The organism is Pseudomonas sp. FP2338 (assembly GCF_030687515.1).
In the GTDB taxonomy this organism is placed as follows: domain Bacteria; phylum Pseudomonadota; class Gammaproteobacteria; order Pseudomonadales; family Pseudomonadaceae; genus Aquipseudomonas; species Aquipseudomonas salomonii.
In genome coordinates this window covers 1,870,650-1,883,218 of the sequence record NZ_CP117436.1, presented here as the reverse complement: position 1 = coordinate 1,883,218, position 12,569 = coordinate 1,870,650, and the positions used below count along the sequence as shown (strand labels likewise).

The following is a 12,569-nucleotide window of genomic DNA, read 5'->3' as shown; positions in this document are numbered from 1 at the left end:
GTGAAACTTTTGATTTTGAGCTTTTACTACCAGCCTGATCTGTCAGCCGGTTCATTCCGCACGACGGCACTGGTAGACGCACTTCTGGAACAACTGCCCACAGACGCCCATATCGAGTTGATCACCACCCTGCCGAATCGCTACAGCTCCTTCAGCAGTCAAGCCCCGGAACTGGAGACGCACCCCAGGCTCACCATCCGCCGAGTGGCCCTGCCTGGCCACAAGAGCGGGATGGTCGATCAAGCAAGAGCATTTCTGGTGTATGCCAACGCTGCACGCAAGATTGTGCGAAACCAAGACTACGATCTTGTCTATGCGACTTCTTCACGCCTGATGACCGCTACGCTGGGAGCGGTGATCGCACGCACAAAACGAACGCCGCTCTACCTGGATATACGCGATATCTTTGTCGACACGATCAAGGATGTGCTGTCCAAAGAAAAAGTCTGGTTGCTTAAACCCTTATTATCGCTGGTTGAACGTTTTACCATTCACTCGGCGCAAAAGGTCAACCTGGTCTCTGAAGGTTTTCTTCCTTACTTCAAATCACGCTACCCCGATCAACGCTACTCCACCTATACGAATGGCATCGATGGCGAATTTCTGGATGCGCAACCGGTGGCTGAAGAAAAGGTGCCCAACCCGATTCTGGACATTGTCTATGCGGGAAATATCGGTGAAGGCCAGGGGCTGCACAACATTATCCCCCAACTGGCCAAACAGCTTGAAGGGAAGGTGCGATTCCGAGTGATCGGCGACGGAGGCCGGATCGGGCTGTTAAAACAAGCCATTGTCACTCACGCCTGTACTAACGTAGAACTCTTGAAACCGGTCAAGCGCGAACAGTTGATCGAGGCTTATCAGGCGGCGGATGTGCTCTTCCTGCATTTGAACGACCACGACGCCTTCCGCAAGGTCTTGCCATCGAAAGTGTTTGAATACGCGGCACTGGGCAAACCGATCTGGGCGGGCATCTCGGGTTATGCAGCCGGCTTTGTGTCTGAACATATTGAAAACGCTGCCGTGTTTGCGCCGTGTGACGCTGCCGCAGGGGTCCAGTCCTTCGAGACACTCAATATTATGACGCGCCCGCGCCATGACTTCGTCGAGCGTTTCGCACGCGGCCGCATCATGCGCGAAATGGCGAATGATGTTCTTTCACTCACAGGAACTCGTTGATTATGCAAATCCTCCTGACGGGAGCGAGCGGCTTTGTCGGTAGCGGGTTAATCGCGCCACTGCTCAAACGCCAGCACTCGATTACCGCTGCTGTACGCGGGCTCAAGGCCGACCTCGATCCGCGCGTCAACCAGCGCCTTATCGGCGGGCTATCCGACGATCAGGATTGGCAGGTGTTGCTCCAGCGCCAGGATACGGTGATCCACCTGGCCGCCCGGGTCCATGTCATGAGTGACGCATCCACCGATCCACTTGCCGAATACCGGCGGGTCAACGTCGAAGGCACCCTGAACCTGGCTCGGCAAGCGGCGGCTGCCGGGGTTAAACGCTTTATATTTATCAGCTCGATCAAGGTCAATGGCGAGGGCACGGCGACCGGCGCGCCGTATACGGCTGACGGTCCCACAGCCCCTACCGACCCCTACGGCATCTCCAAACAGGAAGCAGAACAAGGCCTGCGAACACTGGCTTCTGAAACTGGCATGGAGGTGGTGATCATTCGTCCCGTATTGGTCTACGGACCCGGCGTTCAAGCAAACTTCCTGAGCATGATGCGCTGGTTGCATAAAGGCCTGCCCTTGCCCTTCGGCGCCGTGAACAATCGACGCAGCCTGGTTGCCTTGGACAACCTGGTTGATTTGATTGTGACGTGCACCGAGCACCCCGCTGCCGCCAATCAAACCTTCCTGGTCAGTGACGGGGAGGACCTCTCGACCACAGCGCTTTTGCGGCGAATGGGAACGGCCCTGAACAAGCCCGCACGCTTGCTACCTGTGCCGAGTTGGTTGCTGCAAACCGGCGCCACAGCGCTGGGTCGCCGGGCACTCGCTCAAAGGCTATGCGGCTCCCTGCAGGTCGATATTGGCAAGACTCGCGAACTACTGGGCTGGACACCGCCGAGCAGCGTTGATCAGGCACTGAGTCAAACAGGAAAACATTTTTTGGAACTGCAAACTAAATGAATATGTGGTGGTTATTACCGGCTGTGACGATTGTCGCACTCCTTTTAACCGGGGCCTTGCGTCATTACGCCCTGGCGCGAAGCCTGATCGACATCCCGAATGCGCGCAGCTCGCACGTTGTGCCTACGCCCAGGGGCGGCGGTGTCTCGATCGTCGTCAGCTTCCTGTTAGCGCTATTGCTGACCGCCAGCCTTGGCCTGATTGCATGGCCACTCACGTACGCATTGTTCGGCGCCGGGACCGGCATCGCGGTATTGGGCTTTTTAGACGACCATGGCCATATCAGCGCACGTTGGCGCCTGCTAGGGCACTTTATAGCCGCGGCATGGGCACTGTTCTGGATCGGTGGCCTGCCGCCGCTGGTGGTGGCGGGGTTCGCCGTCGACTTGAGCTGGATCGGCCATATGCTGGCAGCGGTCTACCTGGTATGGCTGCTGAACTTGTATAACTTCATGGATGGAATTGATGGAATAGCCAGCGTCGAGGCTATTTGCGTATGCCTTGGCAGTGCGCTGCTCTATTGGCTTACAGGTCACGAGCTGATCGCGTTTACGCCGTTGTTACTGGCGTTTGCAGTCGTTGGCTTCCTGTATTGGAACTTCCCAAAAGCCCGTATCTTCATGGGCGATGCGGGCAGCGGGTTCCTGGGCATCACGCTGGGGGTGTTGTCGCTACAGGCGGCCTGGGTCACGCCGCAGCTACTGTGGAGCTGGCTGATCCTGCTGGGTGTGTTTATCACTGACGCGACATGGACCTTGCTGCGCCGCCTGCTCAGAGGCGACAAAGTCTATGAGGCCCACCGCAGCCACGCCTACCAGTTCGCTTCTCGTCAATTCGGTAAACATGCGCCAGTCACCCTGGCGGTAGCGGCAATCAACATTGGATGGCTGTTACCTGTGGCACTGCTCGTAGGCAGCGGCACGGTGGATGGCTTTTTAGGACTGCTGGTGGCCTATCTGCCGCTGATAGCGCTGGCCGTAAAGTTCAGGGCCGGAGAGAAAGAACCGAAGTGAATACGTCCACAGGGGCGGCGATCGCCTCCCCTTCCTTCCACCGATGAACAGTGGCCAGGATCAGACCCGAGTCTTGCGCCGCGCCCTGGCAACCCACGCCATCAGTGGGCCAACAACCATTCCAACCAATAAAGCGAGCACTACGAAAACAGAAATTGGCAACTGCGGGGCTGCCCAACTCAGAAACTGCAGAGAAACCGACTGTTGATTTTCCAGCACAAATGCCACGATGCACAGCAGCAGCACCAACACTACCAGCAGTGCAATAACACGCTTGAATCTACTCATGCCGCCTCCCTCACGAGTATCAAACCTCGTCTTCATCCTCATTAACTCGATCGCGCAATTCCTTGCCCGGCTTGAAGTGAGGCACAAACTTGCCGTCAAGGCTGACGGATTGCCCGGTTTTCGGGTTGCGACCTACTCGCGGTGCGCGGTAGTGCAGGGAGAAACTGCCAAAACCACGGATCTCAATGCGGTCCCCGGTAGCCAGGCACTGGGACATCTGTTCAAGCATCGTCTTGATAGCCAACTCTACATCCTTGGATGAAAGCAGCCCTTGATGGGTGACAATTCGTTCGATCAACTCCGACTTCGTCATATTTTTCCCTTCTTTTTCAAGCAGCTAGGAAAAGCGCTTCGAAGGTTTTAGCATGACTTGGTGAATTTGAACAGCCCACCTGCCAACTTATCTGCAGCATCAACGGATACCCGGAACTCATGCTTGACCACCTCAATTACAGATCACCAACATGGTACGAGTGACGGCGCCGGCAGGGTTCCAGCCGAACAGATAGTCACCCTCCTCGTCCTTGGCGTCACTGGATCGGGTGATGACCTTGTAACCCTGCATCCTGCACTCTCGGGCAGCGCGCTTCTCACACTTGTCCCAATTGCTGCCAAGGCCCGAGCAATCGATCTCGATGCCGCTGACGCCGCGCTTGGCGTGGGTTTTGGCACTGGTGGCAGTGCAGCCGGCCAGCAGCACCACTGCGAATAAAACGATAAGCCTGTTCATTCAAATCCTTATTGAAACAACAACACGGCGGAGCATTTGTTAATACCTATAGTCAGCTCTGACACTGGGCTGCACGCCTTGGTTCTAACTTGTTGATTCAACGAATTTCAGGCACAAAAAAGGGCGACCGAAGTCGCCCTTTTTCTATGGCCTGACAGAACTTAGTTCTGTTTTTCCATTTGTGCACGCAGCAGGTCGCCCAGAGTGGTCGGACCCGAAGCGATGTCAGAGGTAGCTGGCTTGTCGCGCAGGCTCTGAATTGCTTCTTTCTCTTCGATCTCGTCCTTGGACTTGATGGAGAGTTGGATCACGCGGCTCTTGCGGTCAACGCTGATGATCTTGGCTTCTACTTCCTGGCCTTCTTTCAGAACGTTGCGCGCGTCTTCAACGCGGTCACGGCTGATTTCGGAGGCTTTCAGAGTCGCTTCGATATCGTCGGCCAGAACGATGATGGCGCCTTTGGCGTCAACTTCTTTCACAGTGCCTTTAACGATTGCGCCTTTGTCGTTCTCTTGAACGTACTCGGAGAACGGATCGCTTTCCAGTTGCTTGATACCCAGGGAGATGCGCTCGCGCTCTGGGTCAACCGACAGGATAACGGTGTCCAGCTCGTCGCCCTTCTTGAAACGACGAACAGCTTCTTCGCCCACTTCGTTCCAGGAGATGTCGGACAGGTGAACCAGGCCGTCGATGCCGCCGTCCAGACCAATGAAGATACCGAAATCGGTGATCGACTTGATGGTGCCGGAGATTTTATCGCCCTTGTTGAACTGGCCAGAGAAATCTTCCCATGGGTTAGATTTGCACTGCTTGATGCCCAGGGAGATACGACGACGCTCTTCGTCGATGTCCAGAACCATAACTTCCACTTCGTCGCCGACTTGTACGACTTTCGAAGGGTGGATGTTCTTGTTGGTCCAGTCCATTTCGGAAACGTGTACCAGGCCTTCCACGCCTTCTTCCAGCTCTGCGAAGCAGCCGTAGTCGGTCAGGTTGGTAACACGCGCGGTTACGCGAGTGCTTTCTGGGTAACGAGCCTTGATAGCAACCCATGGATCTTCGCCCAGCTGCTTCAAGCCCAGGGAAACGCGGTTACGCTCACGATCGTACTTCAGAACCTTGACATCGATCTCGTCGCCAACGTTGACGATTTCGGAAGGATGCTTGATACGCTTCCAAGCCATGTCGGTAATGTGCAGCAGGCCATCGACGCCACCCAGATCGACGAATGCGCCGTAATCGGTGAGGTTCTTGACGATACCTTTGACTTGTTGGCCTTCCTGCAGGGATTCCAGCAGAGCTTCACGCTCGGCGGAGTTCTCTGCTTCCAGGACGCTGCGACGGGAAACGACAACGTTGTTGCGCTTCTGGTCGAGTTTGATGACCTTGAATTCGAGTTCTTTGCCTTCCAGGTGCGTGGTGTCGCGCACAGGACGAACGTCGACCAAAGAACCTGGCAGGAACGCACGGATGCCGTTAACGTCGACAGTGAAGCCGCCTTTAACCTTACCGTTGATAACGCCCTTGACCACTTCTTCAGCTGCGAAGGCTGCTTCGAGAACAATCCAGCATTCAGCGCGCTTGGCTTTTTCACGGGACAGCTTGGTTTCACCGAAACCGTCTTCAACCGAGTCCAGAGCAACGTGAACTTCGTCACCGACATTGATAGTCAGATCGCCAGCATCGTTGTAGAACTGTTCCAGCGGGATCAGAGCTTCAGACTTCAGACCAGCGTGAACGGTTACCCAGCGAGCTTGGTAATCGATATCAACGATAACACCGGTGATGATGGAGCCTGCCTGAAGGTTCAGGGTTTTTAGGCTTTCTTCAAAGAGTTCCGCAAAGCTTTCGCTCATTTTAATTCCTGTTGATAAGGGCGAAGAATACGCCCATCTCCACACCCCAGACGGTGTGGGTCAGTTTCAGTTAAAAGAAGCCACCGCAGGACTATGACTGGTCCCCTGCGGCCTTCTTGATCACCCGGCGATATCGCGAATGGCGATTTCACTCAAGATGCGTTCCAGCACCTGCTCGATGGACAACTCCGTGGAATCCAGCTGTATGGCGTCAGCCGCCGGCTTTAGCGGGGCTACCGCACGCTGGGTATCACGCTCATCGCGTGCACGGATCTCATCTAGCAGACTCGACAGACTAACACCATCGACTTTGCCCTTCAACTGCAAGTAACGGCGGCGAGCACGCTCCTCGGCGCTGGCGGTCAGGAAAATCTTCAGTGGCGCCTCGGGAAACACCACGGTGCCCATGTCACGGCCATCAGCCACCAGGCCCGGCGGCTCCTGAAACGCCCGCTGGCGCTGCAGCAATGCGTCGCGCACGGCCGGCAGCGCGGCAACCTGGGAGGCCCAGGAGCCGACTTGTTCGTTGCGCAGATCATCGGTCACGTCATCACCTTCGAGGATGATGCGTTGCGGATGACCTTCCGTCGCGCCGACGAACTGCACATCAAGGTGCGCCGCCAGCAGCTTCAGGGATTCTTCGTTGGTCAAATCGACGCCATGGTTGCGTGCGGCAAAAGCCAGCAGCCGGTACAGCGCGCCGGAATCCAGCAGGCACCAGCCCAGGCGCTTGGCCAGAATGCCGGCGATCGTGCCTTTGCCCGAGCCGCTCGGCCCGTCGATGGTAATCACCGGTGCTTTGATATTCACAATTGAGCCTCTTGGGCAACACGGATGCCGACATGGGCACACAGTGTAAGAAAGTTCGGAAAAGACGTAGCTACATTGGCGCAGTCACGGATACGAATCGGCGCCGCCGCCCGCAGGGAGGCCACGCTGAACGCCATGGCAATGCGGTGATCACCATGGGATTGCACTTCGCCACCGCCCATTGGGCCACCGTCAATGATAATCCCATCAGGTGTCGGTTCACACTTCACGCCAAGGGCCAACAGACCATCGGCCATGACCTGGATGCGGTCGGACTCCTTGACCCGCAGTTCTTCGGCGCCACGCAGCACGGTGCGCCCTTCGGCGCAGGCCGCCGCCACGAACAACACCGGGAATTCGTCGATCGCCAGCGGCACCAGGGCTTCGGGAATCTCGATGCCTTTTAGCGCAGCGGCGCGCACGCGCAGGTCGGCAACCGGTTCGCCACCCACTTCACGCGGGTTTTCCAGGGTGATATCCGCGCCCATCAGCCGCAGGATATCGATCACGCCGGTGCGGGTCGGGTTGACGCCAACGTGCTCCAGCAACAACTCGGAGCCTTCGGCAATCGAAGCCGCCACCAGGAAGAACGCCGAAGAGGAAATATCCCCCGGCACTTCTATCTGCGTAGCGGTCAATGCATGGCCCGGTTCGACCGAGGCTGTAGCGCCCTCCACCGCCACCGGGTAACCAAACCCACGCAACATCCGCTCGGTATGGTCACGGGTCGGCGCAGGCTCGGTCACCGAGGTTTTGCCCTCGGCATACAACCCGGCCAGCAACAGGCAGGACTTCACCTGCGCACTGGCCATCGGCATCGAATAATCCAGGCCTTTGAGCGCCTGACCACCACGAATCGTCAGCGGCGGATGCCCGTCCGGCCCGGTCTCGATCACCGCCCCCATTTCCCGCAGCGGCTTGGCCACGCGGTTCATCGGGCGCTTGGACAGCGATGCATCACCGGTCAACACACTGTCAAAGCGCTGCGCCGCGAGCAACCCGGACAGCAAACGCATCGACGTGCCGGAATTACCCAGGTAGATCGGCCCCGGTGCCGGCTGCAAACCGTGCAAACCCACACCATGAATCGTCACGCGCCCGTGGTGCGGCCCTTCAATGACCACGCCCATGTCACGAAACGCCTGCAAGGTTGCCAAGGCATCTTCGCCTTCGAGGAAACCTTCGACTTCGGTCACGCCGTCGGCCAATGAACCCAGCATGATCGAGCGATGGGAGATCGACTTGTCGCCCGGCACCCGGATCTGCCCGCTCAAGCGGCCGCCCGGGTTGGCGAGAAAGGTCTGCTCATCGGCGTTCACAGCAGTTTCCATGTAGGCCCGGCGCGCCAGGATCTTGCTGAAATGCTCACGCGCTACCCGCGCACGGGTAAACACGCCCAATAATTGATGGCCATCACCCGCATCAACCGCATCGCGCAAGGCGTCGAGGTCACTGCGGAAGGTGTCCAGGGTGCGCAACACGGCTTCGCGATTGGCGAGGAAGATGTCGTGCCACATCACCGGGTCACTGCCGGCAATCCGCGTGAAATCGCGAAAGCCGCCGGCCGCGTAACGGAAAATCTCAAGGTTTTCGTTGCGCTTGGCCAAAGAATCCACCAAGCCAAAGGCCAGCAAGTGCGGCAAATGGCTGGTCGCCGCCAACACTTCGTCGTGGCGCTCAACCTGCATATGCTCGACATCCGCGCCCAACTCGCGCCACAGGCGATCCACCACCGCCAAGGCCGCCGGATCGGTCTGCTCAAGCGGCGTCAGAATCACCTTATGGCGACGGAACAACTGCGCATTGGATGCCTCGACACCGCTCTGCTCGGAACCGGCAATCGGATGGCCCGGTACAAAGCGCGCCGGCATGCCACCAAACGCGAGTTTGGCGGCGCGCACCACATTGCCTTTGGCGCTGCCGACGTCCGTGAGGATCGCCTGCCCAAGGTCCATGTCGGCCAGCAAGGCCAGCAATTTCTCCATCGCCAGGATCGGCACAGCGAGCTGGATTACATCCGCGCCCTGGCACGCCAGCGCCAGGTCGGCCTCACAGCGATCCACCACACCCAGCTCCACCGCCAGCTTGCGCGATTGCGGGTCCAGGTCCACACCGACCACTTCGCCGCACAGCCCGCTTTCACGCAAGCCCTTGGCGAAGGAACCACCGATCAACCCCAGGCCGACCACCACCAGGCGACCGATCATAGGCACAGCAGGTTGCAATGCAGTGACATCAACCACGAGCCAGAACCTTGGCCAACGCCTCCAGGAAGCGGCTGTTTTCAGCCGGCAAGCCAATGGTGATACGCAGGTGGTTCGGCATGCCATAGTTGGCCACCGGGCGCACGATCACACCCTCACGCAGCAGGCCCTGGAACACCGGCGCGGCGACTTGGCCGAGGTCAACACAAATGAAGTTGCCCTTGGAAGGAATCCAGCCCAGGCCCAGCTCACGGAAACCTTCCTGCAGCTGCTGCATGCCGCTTTCGTTGATGCGACGACCTTCTTCCAGGTACTCGGCATCCTTGACCGCCGCACAGGCCGCCGCCAACGCCAGGCTGTTGACGTTGAACGGCTGGCGCACACGGTTGAGCACATCGGCAACCACGGCAGTGGACAAGCCGTAACCCACGCGCAGCGACGCCAGGCCGTAAGCCTTGGAGAAGGTGCGTGACACCAGCAGGTTCGGGTAAGCCGCCAGGAAATCCAGGCCATCCGGCAGGTCGCTGCCTTCGGCGTACTCGATGTAGGCCTCGTCCAGCACCACCAGCACGTGCTCGGGCACGTCCTGCAGGAAGTCGTTCAGCGCCTGAGCGTCGAACCAGGTGCCGGTCGGGTTGTTCGGGTTGGCGATAAACACCACGCGGGTTTGCGCATCGATGGCCGCCAGCATGGCCGGCAGGTCGTGGCCCCAATCCTTGGCAGGAATGACGCGGGCATCAGCGCCCACGGCCTGGGTTACGATCGGGTAGACGGCGAACGCGTGCTCACTGAACACCGCATTCAGGCCTGGGGCCAGGTACGCACGGCCGACCAGCTCAAGAATGTCATTGGAACCGTTGCCCAGGGTGACCTGGTTCAGTTCAACGCGGCAGTTCTCGGCCAGCAGCGACTTGAGGGCGAAGCCATTGCCGTCCGGGTAGCGGGTCAGCTCAGTCAATTCTGCATGAATCGCCGCCAACACTTTTGGGCTTGGGCCCAGCGGGTTTTCGTTACTGGCCAGCTTTACGATCTTCGACGGGTCCAGGTTCAACTCACGCGCCAGCTCGTCCACAGGCTTGCCTGGAACGTAAGGCGACAGTTGTTGCACGCCCGGCTGAGCCAGGGCGAGGAAGTTGCCACTCATGTTAAAGCCTCACAAAACCGCTTTCGGGTAAGAGCCCAGCACCTTGAGTGCCACGGCTTCCTGACTGATTTTCTCCAGCACACCTTTAACCAGCGGGTCGCGGTGGTGGCCGATGAAGTCGATAAAGAACACATACGTCCATTTACCGCTGCGCGAAGGGCGAGTTTCGATTCGCGTCAGGTCAATCCCGTTATCGTGGAACGGCACCAGCAACTCATGCAGCGCGCCGGGCTTGTTGCTCATGGAGACGATGATCGAGGTCTTGTCGTCGCCGGTGGGCGGTACTTCCTGGCTGCCGATCATCAAAAAGCGCGTGGAGTTATCCGGGCGGTCTTCGATTTTTTCGGCCAGGCGCGTCAGGCCGTACAGCCCCGCAGCCATGTCACCGGCAATGGCCGCCGAGTTCCACTCACCCTTGACTCGCTTGGCCGCTTCGGCGTTGCTGGACACCGCCACGCGCTCGACATTCGGGTAATGCGCGTCCAGCCACTTGCGGCACTGGGCCAGGGATTGGGCGTGGGAGTAGATACGGCTGATGCTGTCGGTCTTGGTGCTCTCGCCCACCAGCAGGTGGTGGTGAATGCGCAGTTCGACTTCGCCGCAGATCACCATGTCGTGCTCAAGGAAGCTGTCCAGCGTGTGGTTGACCGCGCCTTCGGTGGAGTTTTCCACCGGCACCACGCCAAAGTTCACCGCACCGGCCGCCACTTCGCGGAACACTTCGTCGATGGCCGCCATCGGCTTGCTGATCACCGCGTGGCCGAAATGCTTCATGGCCGCGGCTTGGGTGAAGGTGCCTTCCGGGCCGAGGTACGCCACTTTCAGCGGCTGCTCCAGCGCCAGGCACGACGACATGATTTCACGGAACAACCGCGCCATCTCTTCGTTGCCCAACGGGCCCTTGTTGCGTTCCATCACGCGCTTGAGCACCTGGGCTTCGCGCTCAGGCCGGTAGAACACCGGCACTTCGCCTTCAGCCAGGGACGCCATCTTCACGCGGGCGACTTCCTGGGCGCAGCGCGCACGTTCACTGATCAGCTCCAGGACTTTCTCGTCCAGACTGTCGATGCGTACACGCAGGGCCTTGAGTTCTTGCTCAGACATTAGCCGTGTTCCTTTTCGAACTCTGCCATGTAGGCAACCAGCGCGTTGATCGCGTGGATGTCGACAGCGTTGTAGATGGAGGCGCGCATACCACCGACCGAACGGTGGCCCTTGAGGTTCAGCAGGCCACGTGCGTCGGCACCGGCCAGGAATGGCTTATCCAGGCGGTCATCGGCCAGGCGGAACGGTACGTTCATCCACGAGCGGTCGGTGAGGTTGATCGGGTTGCTGTACAAGCCGCTGGCGTCGATGAAGTCGTACAGGGTGCGCTTCTTCTCTTCGTTGAGCTTGCCCATGGCGGCGACACCGCCCTGCTCTTTCAGCCACTCGAACACCAGGCCGGAAAGGTACCAGGCGAACGCCGGCGGGGTGTTGTACATCGAGCCATTATCGGCCGCGACCTTGTAGTTGAGCATGGTCGGGCACAGCGAACGCGCACGACCCAGCAGGTCTTCGCGGATGATGTTGACCAGGATGCCGCTCGGGCCGATGTTCTTTTGCGCACCGGCGTAGATCATGCCGTATTTGGACACATCGATCGGGCGCGACAGGATGTCCGAAGACATGTCGCACACCAACGGCACGTCGCCCACTTCCGGCACCCAGTCAAACTCCAGGCCGCCGATGGTTTCGTTGGCAACGTAGTGCACGTAGGCCGCGTCTTTTGACAGCTTCCACTCGTTCTGACCGGGAATGGCGAAGTAGTCGTAAGGCTTGGCGGTGCCTGCCACGTTGACGTGACCGTAGCGCGAAGCCTCTTCAATCGCCTTCTGGCCCCAGATACCGGTGTCGATATAGTCGGCAGTGCCGTCTTCGGGCAACAGGTTAAGCGGAATCTGCGCGAACTGCTGGCTCGCGCCGCCTTGCAGGAACAGCACTTTGTAGTTGGATGGGATGCCCAGCAAGTCGCGCAGATCCTGCTCGGCCTTGGTGGCGATGGACACGAACTCATCGCTGCGATGGCTCATTTCCATCACGGAGAGGCCTTTTCCATGCCAGTCGAGGAGTTCACCCTGCGCACGCTGCAGGACTGCTTCAGGAAGCGCCGCGGGACCGGCACAGAAGTTATAGGCTCTCTTGCTCACATCCAATCTCACTCTGATCTGGTTGGGGCTGCAATCATGTTCGGCAACGGCCTTGCGCTGGAGCGAGCCCTTGTGGGAGCTGGCTTGCCTGCGATACAGGCACCGCGGTAGTTGCAGTGATACCGCGGTGATGCTATCGCAGGCAAGCCAGCTCCCACAGGGATCGAAGCCAGACCAAAGACCTGTATTTCAAA

Annotated in this window: 12 protein-coding genes; 3 read left to right on the top strand and 9 right to left on the bottom strand. The window is 58.8% G+C overall.

The window, feature by feature from the left end; translation table 11 throughout:
* The 3 genes from PSH96_RS08600 to PSH96_RS08590 are packed head-to-tail and all read left to right on the top strand — an operon-like array spanning position 1 to position 3,154.
* Positions 1 to 1,179: a glycosyltransferase family 4 protein gene (locus PSH96_RS08600; RefSeq protein ID WP_305458659.1), complete on the top strand. Its 1,179-nt coding sequence runs from the start codon at positions 1 to 3 to the stop codon at positions 1,177 to 1,179.
* A gap of 2 nt (positions 1,180 to 1,181) precedes the next feature.
* Positions 1,182 to 2,141, top strand: coding sequence for an SDR family oxidoreductase (locus PSH96_RS08595; RefSeq protein WP_305458658.1), 960 nt, complete (start codon positions 1,182 to 1,184; stop codon positions 2,139 to 2,141).
* Positions 2,138 to 3,154, top strand: coding sequence for a glycosyltransferase family 4 protein (locus PSH96_RS08590; protein WP_305458657.1), 1,017 nt, complete (start codon positions 2,138 to 2,140; stop codon positions 3,152 to 3,154). Before PSH96_RS08595 ends, PSH96_RS08590 begins: the two co-directional genes overlap by 4 nt.
* Positions 3,155 to 3,214: 60 nt before the next feature.
* Here the strand turns inward: PSH96_RS08590 and PSH96_RS08585 are convergent, their stop codons facing one another.
* The 9 genes from PSH96_RS08585 to serC all read right to left on the bottom strand — a co-directional run bounded on the left by PSH96_RS08585 (position 3,215) and on the right by serC (position 12,375).
* Positions 3,215 to 3,442 carry a LapA family protein gene (locus PSH96_RS08585; protein WP_305458656.1) on the bottom strand — a complete coding sequence of 76 codons (228 nt, stop codon included), beginning with the start codon at positions 3,440 to 3,442 and terminating at the stop codon, positions 3,215 to 3,217.
* A 19-nt stretch (positions 3,443 to 3,461) separates the two neighbouring features.
* On the bottom strand, positions 3,462 to 3,755 hold the full coding sequence (gene ihfB, locus PSH96_RS08580; protein ID WP_003172657.1) for an integration host factor subunit beta: 294 nt from the start codon (positions 3,753 to 3,755) through the stop codon (positions 3,462 to 3,464).
* Positions 3,756 to 3,887: 132 nt separating this feature from the next.
* Positions 3,888 to 4,172 (bottom strand): hypothetical protein, encoded by a 285-nt coding sequence (locus PSH96_RS08575; RefSeq protein ID WP_305458655.1) that lies wholly within the window; start codon positions 4,170 to 4,172, stop codon positions 3,888 to 3,890.
* A gap of 161 nt (positions 4,173 to 4,333) precedes the next feature.
* Complete coding sequence (gene rpsA / locus PSH96_RS08570; RefSeq protein ID WP_017136102.1) at positions 4,334 to 6,028, bottom strand: 30S ribosomal protein S1; 1,695 nt, start codon at positions 6,026 to 6,028, stop codon at positions 4,334 to 4,336.
* A 120-nt stretch (positions 6,029 to 6,148) separates the two neighbouring features.
* Positions 6,149 to 6,838: a (d)CMP kinase gene (gene cmk, locus PSH96_RS08565; protein ID WP_003172653.1), complete on the bottom strand. Its 690-nt coding sequence runs from the start codon at positions 6,836 to 6,838 to the stop codon at positions 6,149 to 6,151.
* On the bottom strand, positions 6,835 to 9,045 hold the full coding sequence (locus PSH96_RS08560; protein WP_256593151.1) for a bifunctional prephenate dehydrogenase/3-phosphoshikimate 1-carboxyvinyltransferase: 2,211 nt from the start codon (positions 9,043 to 9,045) through the stop codon (positions 6,835 to 6,837). The genes cmk and PSH96_RS08560 overlap by 4 nt, the downstream gene beginning before the upstream one ends.
* Positions 9,046 to 9,073: 28 nt before the next feature.
* Positions 9,074 to 10,186: a histidinol-phosphate transaminase gene (hisC, locus tag PSH96_RS08555; RefSeq protein WP_305458654.1), complete on the bottom strand. Its 1,113-nt coding sequence runs from the start codon at positions 10,184 to 10,186 to the stop codon at positions 9,074 to 9,076.
* Between the two features lie 9 nt (positions 10,187 to 10,195).
* Positions 10,196 to 11,290, bottom strand: coding sequence for a prephenate dehydratase (gene pheA / locus PSH96_RS08550; RefSeq protein ID WP_053132458.1), 1,095 nt, complete (start codon positions 11,288 to 11,290; stop codon positions 10,196 to 10,198).
* Positions 11,290 to 12,375 carry a 3-phosphoserine/phosphohydroxythreonine transaminase gene (serC, locus tag PSH96_RS08545; RefSeq protein WP_056857640.1) on the bottom strand — a complete coding sequence of 362 codons (1,086 nt, stop codon included), beginning with the start codon at positions 12,373 to 12,375 and terminating at the stop codon, positions 11,290 to 11,292. Before serC ends, pheA begins: the two co-directional genes overlap by 1 nt.
* Between the last annotated feature and the right edge of the window lie 194 nt (positions 12,376 to 12,569).

Excerpts from the sequence above, each read along its gene's own strand:
- PSH96_RS08595 (WP_305458658.1), top strand. The coding sequence starts at position 1,182 with ATGCAAATCCTCCTGACGGGAGCGAGCGGCTTTGTCGGTAGCGGGTTA.
- PSH96_RS08590 (WP_305458657.1), top strand. The coding sequence starts at position 2,138 with ATGAATATGTGGTGGTTATTACCGGCTGTGACGATTGTCGCACTCCTT.
- PSH96_RS08585 (WP_305458656.1), bottom strand. The coding sequence starts at position 3,442 with ATGAGTAGATTCAAGCGTGTTATTGCACTGCTGGTAGTGTTGGTGCTG.
- ihfB (WP_003172657.1), bottom strand. The coding sequence starts at position 3,755 with ATGACGAAGTCGGAGTTGATCGAACGAATTGTCACCCATCAAGGGCTG.
- PSH96_RS08575 (WP_305458655.1), bottom strand. The coding sequence starts at position 4,172 with ATGAACAGGCTTATCGTTTTATTCGCAGTGGTGCTGCTGGCCGGCTGC.
- rpsA (WP_017136102.1), bottom strand. The coding sequence starts at position 6,028 with ATGAGCGAAAGCTTTGCGGAACTCTTTGAAGAAAGCCTAAAAACCCTG.
- PSH96_RS08560 (WP_256593151.1), bottom strand. The coding sequence starts at position 9,045 with ATGATCGGTCGCCTGGTGGTGGTCGGCCTGGGGTTGATCGGTGGTTCC.
- hisC (WP_305458654.1), bottom strand. The coding sequence starts at position 10,186 with ATGAGTGGCAACTTCCTCGCCCTGGCTCAGCCGGGCGTGCAACAACTG.
- pheA (WP_053132458.1), bottom strand. The coding sequence starts at position 11,290 with ATGTCTGAGCAAGAACTCAAGGCCCTGCGTGTACGCATCGACAGTCTG.